This window comes from Arthrobacter sp. ov407, assembly GCF_900102895.1.
In the GTDB taxonomy this organism is placed as follows: domain Bacteria; phylum Actinomycetota; class Actinomycetes; order Actinomycetales; family Micrococcaceae; genus Arthrobacter.
The window spans coordinates 79,080-97,477 of the sequence record NZ_FNGD01000010.1 but is presented as its reverse complement, the minus strand read 5'-3'; the positions used below and the strand labels follow the sequence as shown (position 1 = coordinate 97,477).

The 18,398-nt window shown below is 69.0% G+C and carries 14 protein-coding genes; all 14 read right to left on the bottom strand.

Annotated features, from left to right (window positions below; all coding sequences use genetic code 11):
- Positions 1–44: 44 nt before the first annotated feature.
- Complete coding sequence (locus BLS42_RS13925) at positions 45–1,361, bottom strand: M18 family aminopeptidase (protein ID WP_090582118.1); 1,317 nt, start codon at positions 1,359–1,361, stop codon at positions 45–47.
- Between the two features lie 99 nt (positions 1,362–1,460).
- Positions 1,461–2,399 carry an intradiol ring-cleavage dioxygenase gene (locus BLS42_RS13920; RefSeq protein ID WP_090582117.1) on the bottom strand — a complete coding sequence of 313 codons (939 nt, stop codon included), beginning with the start codon at positions 2,397–2,399 and terminating at the stop codon, positions 1,461–1,463.
- A 443-nt stretch (positions 2,400–2,842) separates the two neighbouring features.
- The gene (locus BLS42_RS13915) at positions 2,843–4,297 is read right to left on the bottom strand and encodes an amino acid permease (RefSeq protein WP_090582115.1); all 1,455 of its coding nucleotides are present in this window, start codon (positions 4,295–4,297) and stop codon (positions 2,843–2,845) included.
- A 282-nt stretch (positions 4,298–4,579) separates the two neighbouring features.
- Positions 4,580–5,338, bottom strand: a complete 759-nt coding sequence (locus BLS42_RS13910; RefSeq protein WP_090582113.1) for a response regulator — start codon at positions 5,336–5,338, stop codon at positions 4,580–4,582.
- Positions 5,298–6,695: a sensor histidine kinase gene (locus BLS42_RS13905; protein WP_256336472.1), complete on the bottom strand. Its 1,398-nt coding sequence runs from the start codon at positions 6,693–6,695 to the stop codon at positions 5,298–5,300. Before BLS42_RS13905 ends, BLS42_RS13910 begins: the two co-directional genes overlap by 41 nt.
- 35 nt (positions 6,696–6,730) lie before the next feature.
- Positions 6,731–7,621: an ABC transporter gene (locus tag BLS42_RS13900; RefSeq protein ID WP_090582111.1), complete on the bottom strand. Its 891-nt coding sequence runs from the start codon at positions 7,619–7,621 to the stop codon at positions 6,731–6,733.
- 3 nt (positions 7,622–7,624) lie between these two features.
- Complete coding sequence (locus tag BLS42_RS13895) at positions 7,625–8,566, bottom strand: ABC transporter ATP-binding protein (RefSeq protein ID WP_090582109.1); 942 nt, start codon at positions 8,564–8,566, stop codon at positions 7,625–7,627.
- 149 nt (positions 8,567–8,715) lie between these two features.
- Positions 8,716–10,212 carry a bifunctional phosphatase PAP2/diacylglycerol kinase family protein gene (locus tag BLS42_RS13890; protein WP_090582107.1) on the bottom strand — a complete coding sequence of 499 codons (1,497 nt, stop codon included), beginning with the start codon at positions 10,210–10,212 and terminating at the stop codon, positions 8,716–8,718.
- 77 nt (positions 10,213–10,289) lie between these two features.
- The gene (locus BLS42_RS13885) at positions 10,290–11,477 is read right to left on the bottom strand and encodes an MFS transporter (protein ID WP_090582106.1); all 1,188 of its coding nucleotides are present in this window, start codon (positions 11,475–11,477) and stop codon (positions 10,290–10,292) included.
- Positions 11,474–12,247 (bottom strand): DeoR/GlpR family DNA-binding transcription regulator, encoded by a 774-nt coding sequence (locus tag BLS42_RS13880; protein ID WP_090582272.1) that lies wholly within the window; start codon positions 12,245–12,247, stop codon positions 11,474–11,476. The genes BLS42_RS13885 and BLS42_RS13880 overlap by 4 nt, the downstream gene beginning before the upstream one ends.
- Positions 12,248–12,388: 141 nt before the next feature.
- Positions 12,389–14,071 (bottom strand): ABC-F family ATP-binding cassette domain-containing protein, encoded by a 1,683-nt coding sequence (locus BLS42_RS13875; RefSeq protein ID WP_090582104.1) that lies wholly within the window; start codon positions 14,069–14,071, stop codon positions 12,389–12,391.
- Positions 14,072–14,125: 54 nt separating this feature from the next.
- Positions 14,126–16,111 (bottom strand): penicillin-binding transpeptidase domain-containing protein, encoded by a 1,986-nt coding sequence (locus BLS42_RS13870; protein ID WP_090582103.1) that lies wholly within the window; start codon positions 16,109–16,111, stop codon positions 14,126–14,128.
- Positions 16,112–16,228: 117 nt separating this feature from the next.
- Positions 16,229–16,885 carry a response regulator gene (locus BLS42_RS13865; protein ID WP_090582101.1) on the bottom strand — a complete coding sequence of 219 codons (657 nt, stop codon included), beginning with the start codon at positions 16,883–16,885 and terminating at the stop codon, positions 16,229–16,231.
- The gene (locus tag BLS42_RS13860) at positions 16,882–18,288 is read right to left on the bottom strand and encodes a sensor histidine kinase (protein ID WP_090582270.1); all 1,407 of its coding nucleotides are present in this window, start codon (positions 18,286–18,288) and stop codon (positions 16,882–16,884) included. The genes BLS42_RS13865 and BLS42_RS13860 overlap by 4 nt, the downstream gene beginning before the upstream one ends.
- Positions 18,289–18,398 lie beyond the last annotated feature (110 nt).

The following is an 18,398-nucleotide window of genomic DNA, read 5'->3' as shown; positions in this document are numbered from 1 at the left end:
TTTAAGGGCCGGCTATGGCGCCCTGGGCCCTTAGCCCGGGGACCTTACGCCGCCGTCCGGAAGAACGTCCGGGTGACCGTGGCCAGCCGGTGCGGGTCCTGAACTCCGCAGAGCTCGCGCGCCGAGTGCATCGACAGCAGGGCGACCCCGACGTCGACCGTCCGGATTCCCAGCCGGGTGGCGGTCAGCGGACCGATCGTCGAGCCGCACGGCATCACGTTGTTGGAGACGAATTCCTGGTACGGAATCCCGGCGTCGGTGCACAGCCGCGCCCAAAGGGCGGCCCCGGCGGCGTCGGTCGCGTAGCGCTGGTTGGCATTGATCTTCAGCAGCGGCCCCCCGTTGAGGACCGGCCGGTTGGCGGGATCGTGCCGCTCGGGATAGTTCGGGTGCACGGCGTGGCCCGCGTCCGCAGAGACGCAGAACGACGCCGCGAAGGCCTGCCGCCGCTGGCTTGCCGACGCGCCGAGCCCGTCGGAAATCCGCACGAGGACGTCTTCGAGGATGGGCCCGCACGCGCCGGATCGGGACGCTGAGCCGATTTCCTCGTGGTCGAAGGCGGCCAGCACGGCGATCGGTGCACCTTCCGGCAGCGGCTTGTCGGCGTGGGCGATCAGCGCCGTGAGCCCGGCATGGGTCGCGGAGAGGTTGTCGAGCCGGCCGGAGGCGAAGAATTCGCCCCGCGCGCCGAACACCGTCGGGGCCTGGGTGTCCGCGATAACGACGTCGTACCCGCCGATCTGCGCCGGATCCACCGCGGCATCGGTAACCCTGTCCGCGAGGAGCCCGAGCAGGTCCTCGCCGGCGGGATCGCCCAGGCCAAAGACCGGGTTCATGTGCTGCTGCTTGTCCAGGGTCAGGCCTTCATTTACGGCCCGGTCCAGGTGGATGGCGAGCTGCGGGAAGCGCAGCAGCGGACCTGTGGCCGTGAGGTGCTGTGTGCCGTCGCGCATGACGAGCCGGCCGGCGAGCTGGAGCTCGCGGTCCAGCCAGGAGTTCAGGAGCGGTCCGCCGTAGACCTCGACGCCGGCCTGCAGCCAGCCGAGCTTGCCCGTGGTGGGCTTCGGCTTGAGTTTGAAGGACGGCGAGTCGGTGTGGGCGCCGAGGATGTTGAAGCCCGTGGTCGGTCCCGCACCTGCCGGCACCACCCAGGCGATGAGGGCGCCGTCGCGGATCACGTAGAACTTGCCGGCGGTGGCGGCCTCGGGCTCCGGCCAGGGCTGCAGCTCGTCCAGGCTCGTGAAGCCCGCCGCGTCCAGCCGGCGCCCGGCTTCGTGGGCGGCGTGGAAGCTCGACGGCGACGCGCTGACATACGCGCCGAGGTCCTGGATGTGCTCTTCGGCAGTGCTCGGTGTTGGCATGGCTCCGAGTCTAGCCCGGCACGCACGGGGCCCCGGGTCAGGCCGGGCGCCGCCTTGCCAGGTCGCGGTACGTGGAGAACGGGTGCCCGCCCGCCTTGCCTAAACGGTGACGTTGAGGCCGGCGGAGTAGCCCGCGGCTACCGAGCCGCTCATGGTGGCCAGCTGGTAGATGCCGCCGTCGTTGCCGAAGACGTTGTCGGATTTCAGCGTGGTGCGAGGGAAATTCTGCGCACTGGATTCGTAGCCGGCCGACGCATAGACCTCCTTGCACGCCGCCTCGGTCAGCGCGATCTGGGACACCGCCAGAACCTGGCCGGCCGCCGTCGCATTGCTCATGGACTCGAACACTTCGAAGTGGATGTGCGGCCAGCGGCCGCTGTAGGCGCCGGGGTAGACGGTCTTGAACGTGACCTGCCCGTTGGCGTCGGCCTCCTGGACGCCGCGGAGGTAGTTCTCGTTCTGGAGTCCGGAATCGTACATGGAGTATCTGCCTTCGCGGTCACAGTGCCAGGCGTAGACGGCGGCACCGGCCAGCGGGGTGCAGCCGTTGGCGTTGTCGAGCAGGGTGAGCGTGACGGTCAGCGGCACGCCCTGCGCCGTGCTGGTGGAGGTCCCGAAGCTGGACGTGATGTCCTGGCGGACCACACCTGTTGCCTCGAGGACGTTGGGCCCGTTGGAACCGTCACCGGGGTAGGGGCCGGCGGTTTCCTGCGGGATTTCAACGCCGCACTCGGCGATCGCACGGGTCAGCGTCGGCGTGGCCGATGTCGAGGCCGACGCGGCCGCCGCCGCAGCCGACGTCGTGGGCGCCGTCGCCGCCGAAGTCGCGGGCGCCGTTGCCGCCGAAGTCGCTGCGGCTGGGTCCGACGTCGAACTGCTGCCAGTGCCGCCGGGGCTGCAGGCCGCCAGCGCGGCGGCCGTTCCCGCGCCGAGGAACATGCCCAGCGAACGGCGGCTCATGAGCGTGGAGAGATCGAATTCCAGGCCGCGGTCATGGTGGGGGTGCGGCTCGTGCGGGGGCTGGGGCCTTTTTGTCATGATCCCATCGAACCCGGCAGCGCTATGGGCTGGCTAGTGCGTTCCTGTGTAGCGGCTGTGGTTCGGCTGGACATGCTCAGCCCTCTGCCCGGGGAATGGACATGTCCCGCGGCAGGCATGGGCATGCCCTCCCCTCGCAGCAAAGAATGGACATAATGGCATTATGTCCACTGCTGGGCGCTGGGGGAGGGCAAGTCCGGACTTCGCTCCGCGGAGAATGCGTTCGTGCTGGGCGAACACGAGACATGTCCCTTCTTGCTTCGGCTGGACATGCCCAGCCCTCCGCCCGGGGAATGGACATGTCCCGCGGCAGGCATGGGCGTGCCCTCCCCTCGCGGCAACGAATGGACATGATGGCATTATGTCCACTGCTGGGCGCTGGGGGAGGGCATGTGCGGTGGTCCGGGGTCGCTGAGCGAGTCCCGGGACCTACGACACCGGACCTATGCCCCCGGGCGGGCGCCCACCGCGTCGGCAGGAGCCTCGGCATCGCCCACCGCGGCGTAGGCAGGAGCATCGGCGTCACCTGCTGCGGGAACGGTGGCCTTGGAGCCGTTCTTGCGGTAGCGGAAGACCCCGATCCCCACCACGACGGCGGCGAGGGCCAGCGAGAGCAGAAGCGATTCCCGGGTGGATTCCAGGATCACCATGCCGATCAGCAGGGCCACGATGCTGACGATCGACACCCAGGTCAGGTACGGGAAGAGCCACATTTTCAGCTGGAGGTCCTTGGCGGCGGCGCCCATGCGGCGGCGCAGGATCAGCTGGGAGCCGGCGATCACGAGCCACACGAACAGCGCGATGGCGCCGGAAGTGTTGACCAGGAACAGGAAGACCGTGTCCGGGGCGATGTAGTTCAGGCCGACGGTGACGAAGCCGACCACCGTGGAGGCCAGTACCGCGGCGGCAGGCACGCCGCGCTTGGAAATCCGCATCCATGACTTGGGGGCGTCGCCGCGGCGGGACAGCGAGAACAGCATGCGGCTGGCGGTGTAGAGGCCCGAGTTCAGGCAGGAGAGCACCGAGGTCAGCACCACGATGTCCATGATGGTTCCGGCGCCGGGGATGCCGAACAGCTCGATGACGGCCACGTAGGGGCTCTTGGCGACGGAGGCGGAGTTCCAGGGCAGCAGGGTGACCACAATGGCGATGGAGCCGATGTAGAAGACGAGGATGCGCCAGACGGTGGACTTCACGGCCTTCTTGACGGCGTCGACCGGGTTCTCGGATTCGCCGGCGGCGATGGTGGCAATTTCGGCGCCGAAGAAGGAGAACACGACCACGAGGATGCCGGCCAGGACGGCGCCGGGGCCGTTGGGCATGAACCCGCCGTTACCGATCAGGTTGTCCAGGCCGGGCGCCGGAACGCCGGGGATGAGGCCCAGGATCGCGGCAGCGCCGAAGAGCAGGAAGAGCACGATTGCCGCCACCTTGATGGAAGCGAACCAGAACTCGAACTCGCCGTACGACTTCACGGACCCGAGGTTGGTCAGCGTCAGCAGCACCATCAGGACAAGCGCCCACACCCACTGGTCAATGCCGGGGACCCAGCGGTGCATGATCGCGGCCCCGGCCGTGGCCTCGATGCCGAGGACAATGATCCAGAACCATGCGTAGAGCCAGCCGATGCTGAATCCTGCCCAGCGGCCCAGGGCCTTGTCCGCGTAGGTGGAGAACGAGCCGGTTTCCGGGTTGGCCGCGGCCATCTCGCCCAGCATCCGCATGACGAGGATGACGACGAGTCCCGCCGCGGCGTAGGCAACCAGGATGCCCGGGCCGGCCTGCTGGATGGCCGCACCCGAACCGACAAACAGTCCGGCGCCGATCACGCCGGCGATGGCAATCATGGATAGATGCCTGGGTTTCAGGGATTTTGAGAGCTGCTGGTCAGCGGGCATGCAAGCGCCGTCCTTCGTGGGGGGTTTTGGCCCGCTCTTTGCCGGCACAGAATCGAATCCATGCTGTGCGGCGGACCACAATGTCAGTTCACACTAGACCGCGCGGCCTGGGCTCCGTCTTGTGCAGTCCCACAAATGACGACCGACAGAACCGGGCCATCCCCCAACAAGGAGGCCTCCAGGGCAACTTAAGTTGCTCCATAGGCAATTCAGCAATGTGCCTGAAACCACTGCTTCAGGCCTACCCGCCGGTACCCGGCACGCACGGTCGGCGGGCCGGCGTCAGTAGTCCGCGTTGCTCGGCACCACGAGCCCGGTCTCGTACGCGTACACCACGGCCTGGACGCGGTCGCGGAGGTGGAGCTTGGTCAGGATCCGGCGCACATGCGTCTTGACGGTGGCCTCGGACAGGAAGTACCTGTGCGCGATTTCGGCATTCGAGAGCCCCTCCGCCAGCGCCCCGAGCATCTCGTTTTCGCGCGGTGTCAGGTCCTCCAGCAACGGATCCCTCGCCGGGCGTGCCGGGCTGCCGGCCGGCTGGCCGCCGCCGTCCGCCCCGTCGCGCTGTCCGCCGTCGCCGTCCGCCCCGGCAGGATCCATGCCGGCGCCGCGGACATAGGTCTCCAGCAGCCGCTGCGTGACGCGCGGGGCCACGACGGCGTCGCCGCTGGCCACCACCCGCACCGCGCTGATCAGTTCCGCCGGCGCCACGTCCTTGAGCAGAAAGGCCGACGCCCCGGCCCGCAGCCCGGCAAAGGCGTATTCATCGAGGTCAAAGGTGGTCAGGATAATGATCTTGGCGTCCGAACCCGAGGCCGCGATGGCCCGGGTCGCCTCGATCCCGTCCAGCATCGGCATCCGCACATCCATCAGGACGACGTCGGGCGCCAGCTCCCGGACGTGGCGGACCGCTTCGGCACCGTTGGACGCCTCGCCCACGATGCACAAGTCGTCTTCACCCTCCAGGATGAGCCGGAAGCCCATCCGAAGCAGCGGCTGGTCATCCACCAGCAAGACGCGTACCGGTCCTTTGTCGAGCATTGTTCCCCCCTGGTTCCGTGGCATTCTCTGTATCCGTGGCATTCTCGCCATTGCAGTTCAGTTCCGCGTGCACGCGCCAGCCGCGTTCACCCGTGCGCCCGGCGTGCACGGTGCCCGCGTAGATCCTGGCCCGCTCCCGCATCCCGGCAATTCCGTGCCCGGTGCCGAAGCTATCCAGTGAGTCGGGCTTCGCCTGCGCCCCGGCCCCGGCACTGCCGGAATCAACGGTGCCCCTGCCGTCGTCGACCACTTCAATGGTGACGCGGGAGCCGTTGCGGACAATGCTGACGTCCACGCGGCTGAGCGCACGGCCGTAGCGCAGCACATTGGTCAGCGACTCCTGCACAATCCTGTAAACGGTCAGCTGGAAGGCCGCGTCGCCGGGCAGGGACGGGCCGGTGTGCGTGTAATGCACCGGCAGTCCCGCGGTGCGGAAGCCCTCGAGGAGTGTGGCCAGGCTGTTTCCGGCCACCAGCGGCTCGCGCGGGGCGTGTCCCGTGGCGGTGTCCTCGCGCAGCACGCCGAGGACGCGCCGCATGTCGGCCAGCGCGGTGCGTCCCGTCCGGGAGAGTTCGGCCAGGACGCCGGCGGCGCGCGCCGGATCCTTCTTGACCACGACGGCGGCGCCGTCCGACAGGCTGATCATGACCGTCAGCGAGTGCGCCACGACGTCGTGCATTTCGCGCGCGATCCGGTTCCGTTCCGTGACCGAGCCCAGCTGCTGGGCCCGGGCGGCCCAGGCCGCAATCTCATGTTCGTGCTCGCGCCGCTGCCGCACCGAGATCCCGATCCCCGTGGCGATCACGTTGGAGAGCGTGATGCCGATGCCCGCCGCGATGCTCGTGAGCAGCTGGAAGTTCTCCGGCGTGCGGACCGCCATGTCCGGGAGCCGGCCGTCCAGCGGTCCGACGGCCAGCAGGAAGTACACGAGCAGGAGCGGGGCGGTTGTCAGGGCCAGCGTTGCAAGGGCGAACCGCCGCGTGCGGACGACGGCGACGGCGTACAGCGAAAACCAGAGCCCGGCGGAGACATTGGATCCCCAAGGGTGAAGGAAGGTGACGGCCAGTTCCAGTGCCCCCACGGCCACCGCCACCTGCACGGGATAGGCCCGCCGGAAGAGCAGGACGGGCGCGGCCGCGGCGAGCAGTACGGCCACCGGCCAGTCGCCGTGCATGATCGACTCGACCGCCGTCGGCGTGACCAGGACCAGGTAGCAGAGCGCCACCAGTACATCCATGACCCGCGGATGGGCCAGCAGGTAGCGCCGGAGCCGGCCGCGGCGCCGGGCCGTGAGTTCGGCGAGGGACGCGTCGGCCGGACCGGCCGACGCGACCCTCACAGGTACTGCATCGATCATGCTCTGAGCCTAGACGCTCGGCTTGTGGGCCTGGCCTAGACGTCCCGCTTCTTGAGCAGGATGGCGGCAAGGAGCAACGGGACCACAACCCAGGCGCCCAGCACCAGGCCCGCCTGCCAGACTTCCAGGGTGTTCGGGACGTGCTCAACGGCGGTCAGCGGCTCCACGGTGTTGCCGGGCAGGTACTTGCGGGCCTCCACGAAGAAGTCGCCCGGAATCAGCTGGAACGCGATGGGCGCCACGAAGAACAGGCCAACCAGGCTCATGATGCCGCCCGCCGAGTTGCGGATCAGGGTGCCCAGCGCCATGCCGATCGCCGCGACCGCTGCCACGTAGATGCTGTTGACAACCAGCAGCTTGACCGACTGCGAGCTGCCCAGGTCCAGGCCGAGTCCGTAGTTGTCCAGGATCGGCACCGACACGAACCCGGCCAGCAGGGTGGAGGCGGCGGTGATGACGAAGGAGCTCAGCACCACCACCACGAGCTTGGCCGCGAACGCCGGAAGGCGTTTGGGCACTGCCGCGAACGTGGAGCGGGCCATGCCCGTGGTGAACTCCGAGCTCATCAGCAGCACGCCGAGCGAGCCCAGGATCAGCTGGGCAAAGGCGATGCCGGAGGTGGGTACGCCGACGGCGAGGTCACCGCCCTGCGCCGCAAACCTGGCGCCCGCCTCCGGGTCCTGGGCCGCGGCTTGGGAGAACTGTCCCGTCCCCCAGGCCGAAAGCGCCCCGAACCCCACCATGACCACCACGGTGGAGCCGAGCAGGATCAGCATGGAGAGCAGGGTGCGGAACTTGATGAATTCGGAGTTGAGGACCCGCGGGAAGCTGGGGCCCGGGCCGGAACTGCTGCCGTTTCCGGACCGCTGTGCGCGGTTTCCGGCGCCGCGGGGCGAGGGCGTGGACTCAACGGTTGTGGAGCTCATGGCTTAGTTGCCTCCGGCTTCGACGGGCACGGCGCCCGTGGTGATCAGCGAGTGGTATTCGACCTCATCCTTGGTCAGCTCCATATAGGCCTCCTCGAGGCTGGCCTGCAGCGGGGTGAGTTCGTAGATCATGACGTGGTTCTCCAGCGCTGCGGTAGCGATCTGCCGCGGGTCCAGGCCCGTGACCTCGAGGAGCTCGCGCTCCCGAACCTCCACCGAGATGCCGGTTCCGGCCAGCAGCTGCATGAGCCGGTCCGGCTGGTCTGTGCGGACCCGGGTGCGGCCCTGGCCCTTGCCGGTGATGATTTCCTGGATCGGGGCGTCCGCGATGATCTTCCCGCGGCCGATCACGATCAGGTGGTCCGCCGTGACGGCCATTTCGCTCATGAGGTGGCTGGAGAGGAAGACCGTGCGGCCCTCGGAGGCCAGATACTTCACCAGGTTGCGAACCCACACCACTCCCTCCGGGTCAAGACCGTTGACGGGCTCGTCCAGGATGACGGTCTGCGGGTTGCCCAGGAGGGCCGCGGCGATGCCGAGCCGCTGGCCCATGCCGAGCGAGAAGCCGCCGACCTTCTTCCTGGCCACCTCGGCCAGCCCGGTCATCTCAATGACTTCGTGGACCCGTTTCTTGGGGATGCTGTGGGTCGCGGCCATGGCCAGCAGGTGGTTGTAGGCGGAGCGGCTCGTGTGGACGGCCTTGGCGTCGAGCAGCGCGCCAACGTCGCGCAGCGGGGCGGCGTGCCCGGTCAGCGGTGACCCGTTGACGGTCACGGAGCCCGACGTCGGCCGGTCCAGTCCCATGATCATGCGCATGGTGGTTGATTTTCCGGCCCCGTTCGGACCCAGGAAGCCGGTGACCCGGCCGGCTTCGACGGTGAAGTTGACGCCGGCGACGGCGGTCTTGTCGCCGTAAACCTTGGTCAGGCCTCGTGCTTCGATCATGGAAGCGTTCCTTTGCGTAGCGGGAGATGGTCCGGGGCACCGCACTCACGGGCCCGTCTGCACACCACGCTACCGAGGCCGGCGGCGTATTTCGCCGGTCTCAGGGATGATTCAGGGGCGAATCAGGGTAGTCCGGGAGGATGACAGGCTCAGGGGAGCGGCGAGTAATACGTCAGGGCGTCGCGGCGGACCGTGAACTCCACGCTCCGCACCCCGGGCATGACCTCCCCGTCGACGGCGAGGACCATGGGCCCGTTCCCGGGTTCCACCGTGATGCGGTCCGTTTCGGTGAGATGGGTGATCCCGGACGTGGCCACGGTGCCCGTGAGCACGGCCCAGAGCAGCCGCAGCCGGGAAAGCGGCTCATCGGCGGTGATCATCCGCAGGTCCAGGACCCCGTCCGCGAGGACGGGGCGCACCAGCGGGGCGTGGTCGCGGGGGTAGTAGCGGCCGCGGCCGATGTACAGGATCCACAGCCGGTGCCGCTCCCCGTTGACGATCAGGGTGGTGGGGGTGCCGGCCGCAAAGGTCCGGAACATGGCCACCACTCCGGCCAGGGGTTTCCCCAGTGCCGGCTGGAGCTGTTCGCGCCGGCGGACCAGGTTCGGGTAGAGACCGATGCTGGCCGTGTTGAGCATGATCAGTTCGAGGTGCTCCGGGCTGTCGGGGAGCCCGCGTTCGACGCTCACGTGCCCGACGTCGGCCACTGCGGCCTCGCCGTGCGAGGCCGCCTGCACCGCCGCCGCCAAGGTGGGCGTCCCCGCGTCGCGGGCGAAGTGGTTGAGCGTTCCGCCGGGGAGCACCAGCAGCGGGAGGGAACGCTCGACGGCGGCGGCCGCCGCGGCGCCCACGGTTCCGTCGCCGCCCCAGACGCCCAGGGCCGCAATGCCCGGCCGTGTTGCGACCTGGGCGATGCCTGCGTCGACGGCTTCGTCGTGCCCGATTTTCTTTATATACGCTTTGGGGAATGTTTCCTGCAGGGCGTCAACTGTCTCGTCAGCATAGGACCCGCCGAGGGTGTTGACTGCGATGCAGAGCCCCTGTCCCTCCGGGAGTTCCGCGGCCCCGAGGGCAGCTCGGCGGGTTTCCGGGAACGGCGGCCGGACGGGCCACCACTTCCGCGTCACCATGGCCGCGCCGGCGCCGATCGCGGAACCGAACAGCACATCGGAGGGCCAGTGGGCCCCGGTGTGGACCCGGGAGTAGGCCACCCCGGCCGCGACGGGGGCCAGCGCCGCACCCAGCGCCGGGCGGACCATGCCGACTCCCAGCGCGAAGGCCACGGCGGAGGCCGAATGGCCCGACGGCATCGACGAACTCGTCGGCTGCGGGTTGACGAAGCGGAAGACTGGAAGGTGTTCGGGCAGGGGGCGCGTCCGGGGCAGGAGGGTCTTAAACACGACGTTCGTGACTACCGATGCCACCCCTTGCGCGATGAGCCCGTGCACCGCTGCCCGCCGCGTCTTGCCGGGCACAAGGGCCATGGCTCCGGCAACGCCGAACCAGAGTTTGCCCTGGTTGGCGGCGGCGGACAGACGGCGGAAGAACTCGTCATGGCCTCCGCCCGGCAGATTGGAGACTGCGCGCACCAGTTTGCGGTCGAATTTGGACAGGCGGCCGGGGGCCTTCCTCAGCATGGATCGCATTTGACCACCATACTGCCGGATACGGCCCGCCGGGGGCGGGAGCGCGGCGAGGATGTAATGAGCACGCAGCGGGGCACTTACCTCGCGGGCAAGGGCTTCGCGGCTCCAGCGAGCACCAGGGCCACCAGAATCGGAATCCCGATCGCCAGCAGGGCGGTCCTGATACCGGTGACATCGCCCAGGTAGCCCAGCAGCGGCGGCCCGGCCAGGAAGGCAACATAGCCCAGCGTGGACACGACCGACACCCGGGCGGCCGCCTTCCTGGGGTCATCCGCCGCTGCGGACATCCCGATCGGAAATGCGAGGGCGGCGCCCACGCCCCAGAGCACGGCGCCGGCAGCGGCCAGCCAGATGGTTCCCGCGAACACGAAGAGGCAGAGGCCCGCAGCTGCCGCGGCCATGCTGGCGCGGAGCACGGCCACGCGGCCGTAGGCGTCGATGGCGCGGCCGCCGAAGAAGCGCATGGCGGTCATGGCGAGGACAAAGGCGGCGAACAGCAGCGCCCCGGTGGATTGGTGAGCGCCCAGGCCGTCAACGGCGGCCTTGGCAATCCAGTCGTTGCCGGCGCCTTCAGTCAAGGTGGCGCCGAGAACGACGACGCCGATCAGCAGCGTGCGGCCGTCCCGCCAGGCCCGCCCGGCCTTGCCGTGGTCCGTGTCCCCGGCGGCGGGCGCCTCGGCGGGCAGATGGGGCAGGAAGTACCGCGGGGCCACCGTGGTCAGAACGGCGACGACGGCGGCGATGACCAGCAGGTGTTCCGGGAGCCCGACCCCCAGGGTGGACAGTCCGGCCCCGATCAGGGCGCCGACGAACGCGCCGCCGCTGAAGGCCGCGTGGAACTGCGGCATGATGGTGCACCCGAGCCGGTGCTCGACGTCGGCACCCTCAATGTTCTGCGAAACGTCCCAGAGCCCGACGCCGATCCCGAAGAAGAACAGGGCGATCGCCGTCCCCGGGACGGAGGCCGCCATCAGGGACAGCGCGACGCCGACGCCGGCCGCCGCGGCCACAAGTCCGGCACTCCGGACGGTGTTGGCGGTGCCGATCCGGCCGACGACGAACCCGGCCGTGGGCAGGGCGATCAGCGAGCCGACCGCCAGGCACAGCAACAGGGTTCCCATCTGGCCTGCGGTGATGTGCAAGATCTCCGTCACCGCGGGGATGCGGGCGGCCCAACTGGCGAAAACTAATCCGTTGATCCCGAAGACAAGGAAAGTTGCCCCGGTGGCAGCCTTCAGTTGCGGGACGGTTGCGGTACCGGTCATACGATCACTGCTTCCACCGAGTGCTGTGCGAGTTGGTCAAGTTCTTCAGGGCTGAACTGCCGGTCGGTCACGATGACATCCACGGCATCCAGGGAAGCCACGAGGGCGACGGCGCTGGCGTTCCATTTGGCTCCGGCACAGGCGACGATCACCCGGGCCGCGGATTCCAAGCCAGCGCGCTTGACTGCGGCGTCGTCGAGATCGTGGGCCAACAGCCCGTCCTTAAGGTTCAGGGCGCACGGCGTGACCACGGCGGCGTCAAACCGCAGCGAGCGGATGTTGGCTTCGGTCATGGGCCCGCGGAAGGACAGTTCACCGGGGACGAGGGCGCCGCCCGGCATCAGGAGCTCGGGGCGGCGCCCGGCAGGCACATCGTCCCGGGACAGCGCGGTGACGGCTCGCAACGACATCGGCATGATCGTCATCTCGCGTTGGCGCAACTGGCGGGCGATCTCCGTGGCCGTGGTGCCGCTGTCCAGCCAGACGTGTCCCCGGCCCTGGAGCATGGCCGCCACACCGGCGGCGATCCGCACTTTGGCGGAGTGGTCCTCCAGCTCGCGCTGCCCGTATTGCGGGTTCTCGCCGCCGAAAACCAGGCTCCTGGCGCCGCCGTGGACCCTCCGCAGCACGCCGTGCAGGGCCAGGACGTCGAGGTCGCGCCGGATGGTGGCACCGGAGGCGCCGCAGGCGGCCTTCAGATCGTCCACCGTCACCTGTTCGCGGTTGCGAAGCAGTCCGCCGATCAGGCGGTGCCGCTCATCAGTGTTCATGATCAAATGCTAACGGTTTGTGATTATTTAATCATTTGTTGCGCGACATACAGGGCAACGCGGGGTCACTTAGCGCCCATAACCGCCCCCGGCATGGGCCGTACCTGACCCCGCGTTGCTTTGTGGACTCCGTCGTGCGGCTTAGCGGGCGCGCTCGACGCGTTTTTCGTCCCAGACCGGTTCGGCGGACTCGTAGACCCTGCCGTCGGAGCCGAAGACCAGGAAGCGGTCGAAAGTGCGGGCGAACCAGCGGTCGTGGGTGACCGCCAGGACGGTGCCCTCGAAGTGGTCGATCGCCCGTTCCAGGGCCTCGGCCGAGTGCAGGTCCAGGTTGTCGGTGGGCTCGTCGAGCAACAGCAGCGTGGCGCCCGAGAGCTGCAGCAGCAGGATCTGGAACCGCGCCTGCTGGCCACCGGAGAGGGACTCGTACTTCTGCTCGGACTGCGCCGCCAGGCCGTAGCCGTCCAGCGCCCCGGCAGCGGCTTCGCGGCCCATTCCGGAGCGGTGTTCATCGCCCCGGTGGAGGATTTCGAGCAGGGTCTTACCCAGCAGGTCGGGCCTGACGTGGGTCTGGGCGAAGAAGCCGGGCCGGATCCGGGCGCCGAGTTTCACGGTGCCCTCATGCGGCACCTCCGCGATCTCGACGTCGGACACCGGCAGGTGCTCCCGTTCCGGATCCGTGCCGCCGGTGGCGAGCAGGCGCAGGAAGTGGCTCTTGCCCGAACCGTTGGAACCCAGGACGCCCACCCGGTCGCCGAACCAGATCTCGGTGGAGAACGGCTTCATCAGCCCCGTCAGTTCAAGCTTCTCCGCCACGACGGCGCGCTTGGCGGTGCGGCCGCCCTTGAGCCGCATCTGCACGTTTTGTTCGATCGGCAGGGCCTCGGGCGGACCGGCCTCGAGGAACTTCGCGAGCCGGGTCTGCGCCGCGTGATAGCGGTTGGCCATGTCGGAACGGAACGCGGCCTTGTTCTTGTACATGTTGACGAGTTCCTTGAGCTTTACGTGCTCCTCGTCCCAGCGCTTGCGCAGCTCCTCGAAGCGCGCGTTCCGGTCGGCCCGGGCATCCACGTAGGAGCCGAAGCCGCCGCCGTGGATCCAGGCGCCGGCGCCGTTGATGCCCGGTTCCAGCGTGACGATGCGGCCGGCGGCGTTGTTGAGCAGTTCACGGTCGTGGCTGATGAAGAACACGGTCTTCTTCGACTCGTTCAGCTTGGCCTCGAGCCAGCGCTTGCCCGGCACGTCGAGGTAGTTGTCCGGCTCGTCCAGGAGCAGCAGTTCGTCGGGGCCGGCGAAGAGGGCCTCGAGGACCAGCCGCTTCTGTTCGCCGCCGGAGAGACTCGACGCCGGGCGGTGCTGCGCCCGGTCGAACGGCAGCCCGAGGGCGGTCATGCAGACCTCGTCCCAGACGGTCTCGACGTCGTAGCCGCCGGCGTCTCCCCAGTCCACGATGGCCTGGGCATAGGCCATCTGGGTGGGCTCGTCGTCGTGCTCCAGCATGGCGAGTTCTGCCTCGTCGACGGTACGCGCGGCGGCGGCCAGCGCGGGCGGGGCGGCGGAGACCAGCAGGTCGCGGACCGTGGAGTCATCCCGGACCTGGCCCACGAACTGGCGCATGATCCCCATGTTGCCGGACCGGCCGATCACGCCTTCATCCGCAACGAGGTCGCCGGAGATGATCCGGAACAGCGTGGTCTTGCCGGTTCCGTTGGGCCCGATCAGCGCCGTCTTGGTGCCGTCCGGGACCTTGAAGGTCACCCCGTTGAGCAGCTGGGTGCCGTCGGAGAGGAAGTAGTCGATGCCGGAAACGTCAATATGAGCCACGCGTTCAATCTTCCCACGGTCTTCCCACGCCCGGGTGGCGCGGGACTTTTCCGGTCAGCTGGCTCGGGTGAGGAACTCCTTGAGCAGCGGCCCGGACGTGGTGGCTCCAAGGCCGCCGTCCTCCACGAAGACGGCGACGGCCAGGTCACCGTGCACAGCCACGATCCAGGCGTGGGTCTTGGGCGGGGTGTCCTTGCCGAACTCAGCCGTTCCGGTCTTCGCGCCGACGGGCTCGCCCGGGACGGAGGCCAGGAACCCGGCATGCCCGCTGGTCACGACGGCCCGCATCATGTCAGCCAACGCCGCGGCTTCCGCTGCCGTTACCGGCGTCTTGGCGGCCGTGGCCGGTGCCGCTGCCGGCGCCGTGCCTGTTCCGGTGCCGGCAGTGGGCGTGCCCTCGGCACCCGGGGACGTGACGCCCGCATTCGGATTCAATACCAGCTGGGCGGCCACCGGGGCTCCCTTGGCGACGGAGCCGGCCATGATGGCGGCGGCCAGCGGGGACAGGAGCACTTTGCCCTGGCCGATCATGGAGGCGGCGTGTTCGGTTTCTGCAGCTTCCCCGGGGACCGAGCCGAGGAACGCGGCGGCGCCGAGCGCGGGCGCTTCGACTGCCACGCCCAGCGAGGTCGCGGCGGATTCGAGCTGCGCCTGGCTGACGGTGTCGCGGGCGTTGATGAAGGCTGTGTTGCAGGAGTGCGCAAAGGCGTCGCGCAGCGTCACGGAACCCAGGGAGGATTCGGGGTATCCCTCCGCGTTCTTGAAGGTGCGGCCGTCCACCGTGAGGGTCGCCGGGCAGTCCACCTTGGAATCGGGGGTCATCCCCTTGCGGAACATGGCCAGGGAATCGACCATCTTGAAGATCGATCCGGGGGCGTACTGTCCCAGCATCGCGGTGTCGTAGCCGTTGCTGCCGGGCCCGGAAGCGGCCGCCAGTACGGCGCCGCTGGAGGGCCGGAGCGCCACGATGGCCGACGCGGGGCCGACCTTGCCGAGCACGTCTTCCGCCAGCTGCTGCAGCTTCGGGTCCAGGGTGGTTTTCAGCGGGGTTCCTGCTTTTATCTGAGTCTGGAACAGCACGCGTCTCGGATCGGGGTTGGCCGCCTGGATTTCCGCGGCCGTGAGTCCGGCTTTCTGTGCCCGGATCACGATGCCGTCGGTTCCGCGCAGCTGCGCGTCATACTGCTGCTGCAGGCCCCCGGCGCCCGTGGTGTCCCCGGGCTTGAGCGCGCCGCCGGATTTCTCGATTTGCTCCGCGTTCGCCTCGGAGACTGTACCCAGAAGTGCCCGCGCAAACGTGCGGGTGGGTGCCAGCGGCAGGCTGTCCTGGATGGCGCGGGCGCCGGGGATGGCGGAGATCTGCTCGTCGGTGATGGTCCGGGAACCGTCCTCGCGGAAGGTGATGGCCGGGACGAAGGCGTCCGGACCGGCCGCCGCGACCTGCCGGGCGTAGGCTGCCGGGTCCACGCCGACCAGTTGGGCAAGCTTGGTGGCGGAGCCGGCGGGGTCCGCGTCGCCGAGTGCCGGCTTGTCGATACCAACGTTGACCACCGGCCGGTACATCACCAGCGGAGCGCCGCCGGCGCCCAGGATAGACGCCCGCTGCGGCGTCTGGGTGGCGCGGGTGAGGATCTCCCCGTCAGCGAGGTCGGGAACCAGCATGGCCGGCTTCCACACCGTGAGCCACTTGTCGCCGGACTTCTTCAGCTGCGCGGAAACGGTGTATTTCCATTCCTCCGCGCCGACTTTCCAGGTGTAGTTCAGCGGAAACGTGGCCGTGTCCGACTCGAAGGTCAGCTCGCCGGCCTGCACGTCTGGTTTGTCCGGGTCCAGTCCCTGGAATATTTCCTTGAGCTGCTCGTTGGCGGCGCCCGATTCCTTCCCCTCGAAGGCGACGGATCCGACATCGAGCGCGGACACCGCAATGGCGAGCTGCTGGGCGGCGCCTTCTGCGCCGTCCCGGCCGTCTCCGCAGGCGACCAGCGAGGCGCCAAGAACAAGACCCACAAGGGCCAGTGCAAGTTTTGATGATTTCCCCATGGCGCCATTATGCCCCGGACCACTGACAACTCCCCTGTCACAAAGCACCGGCGCATGACACAGCCGCCGGCGCATGACACCGGCACGAACCCAGGCGGCGGGTACGCCTGGGCACGCCTAGGGCCGCCGGATGATCCTGCGCTGCGCGGCCACGGCGATCGCGGCAGTGCGGTTGTCCACGCCGAGCTTGCCGTAGATGTGCACGAGGTGGGTTTTGACCGTGGCCTCGGAGATGTACAGCTGCTTCGCGATCGCCCGGTTTCCCATCCCGGTGGCCAGCAGTTCGAGCAGCTGGATCTCGCGGGCGGACAGGGCCGGCTCCGGATTCCGGATCCGGCCCATCAGCCTGGCCGCGACCTCGGGTGCCAGCGCCGTCCCGCCGGCCGCGGCGGAGAGCACCGCCTGGCGGATCTGCTCCGGCGGGGCATCTTTGAGCATGTAGCCGCTGGCGCCGGCCTCGACGGCGGCGAGGATGTCGGCGTCGGAGTCATAGGTGGTGAGGATGAGCACTGGGGGCGCCGGCTGCCCGGCCTCTCCCGCTTTGATCCGGCCGGTGGCGGTGACGCCGTCCATTCCCGCGCCCATCTGCAGGTCCATGAGCACCACGTCCGCAGGCTCGCCCAGGGTATGGAGCTTGGCCAGTCCGGCCAGGGCGGCACCTCCGTCGGCGGCCTCGGCCACCACGGTGATGCCCTGCAGATCACCCAGCATCGCACGCAGCCCGGCCCGGACCACCGGGTGGTCGTCTACCAGGAACACCCGGATGGTGTTCATTGCCGACGCCCACTGGATTGCGCCGACGCGGCATTGGAACCAGGAACGGTGCCGGACGCCGTATCGGGCGCTTGACCCAGCGGCAGCCGGATGGCCACCACGGTTCCCTCACCGGGGGCAGACTCGATGTCCAGCTGGCCGTGGAGGGCAGCCACGCGTTCCCGCAGCGACGTCAGCCCATAGCCGGAACCGTCCGGACGGGCCGGCAAGGCCGCGGGGTCGAACCCGGTGCCGTCGTCGTAGATGTCCATGGCCACTTCCGGGCCCAGGAAGGAAAGGGTGACGACGGCGGTGCTCGCCTGCGCGTGAACCCGCACATTGGCCAGGCTCGCCTGTGCGGCCCGGAGCAGGACCGTCTGGTGGGCGGCGGGGAGTTCCACCGGCACACCTTCGACGTCGAGGCGGCAGCGCAGCCCAGTACCCCGCGCGGCGGTCTCCGCTTCGGTCATTTCACACAGCCGGAGGAGGCCGGCGACGAGGGTACCGTCCTCGAGATCGGGGGACTGGAGGGCCCGGACGAAGTTGCGGGCCTCCGCAAGATTGGCGGCGGCCGTGTCCCGGACAATGCGGATCCTTTCCCGTGCCACCGCGGGTTCGCCGTCGTCCAGAGCCTTCTCGGCCGCGCGCCCCATCAGCACAATGCTGGACAGGCCTTGGGCGAGGGTGTCATGGATTTCGCGGGCCAGCCGGGTGCGCTCGGCCAAGGTGCCGGCATTGTGCTGGGTTCGGGCGAGTTCGGCACGGGTGCGGCGGAGCTCCTCGGCGGCGAGCCGCTGGTTTTCCGCCTCCAGGAACAGCGCCCGGTAGGCCAGTCCCGTGACCACGGCGAAGGCTGCGCCGAACGCCGGGCCGAGGACCATGGGCAGTTGCAGCGCCGCGCTGGTCGGATCCGCACCGGCCTGCTCCGAAGGTGCAATACCGCCGTTGTGGAACCAGAGCGCCCCAATGACAAAAAGGGTGCTGAGTGCGATCGCCGGCAGCGCCAGCCGGCGCCGGAGCACGTGCAACTGCAGGAAAAACAGGGGGAAGGCCAGCCAGACGAAGTCGGCGCTGGTCCAGATCAGCAGCAGCCACAGGAGGCTGACGCCGCCCAGCCACCAGGCCGAGTAGGGCCGCGGATCGAACCGGGTCCGGTGGGCTGCATGCCGTTTCTCCAGGACGGTGCCCACGAGGTAGAAGGCGGCCAGCAGCACGGCCAGCAGCAACGTGACCCAGCCCTGGCCCGCGATTCCGCCGGCCACGAGCCGGACCAGCGCCACCAGGAGCAGCACCGCGAAGCCGACGTGAAGGCTGACGCGAAGGACGCGCAGAATGACGGCCGCCCCGGTGGGTTCCGCGCCCGCGTGCGGCGTGCCGACGTGTCGTGTGCCCTCGTGGACCGTGTTGCCGGCGTTGCCCTCCATGCTTCCAGCGTAGTGCCGGCCGGGCCGGGCTCCTGCGGAAAACGGCCCGCCACCGGCGGAATCAACCTTTTGGTTGATCGCCGGGCCGTCCGCTCGGTGGCGGCGGTCCA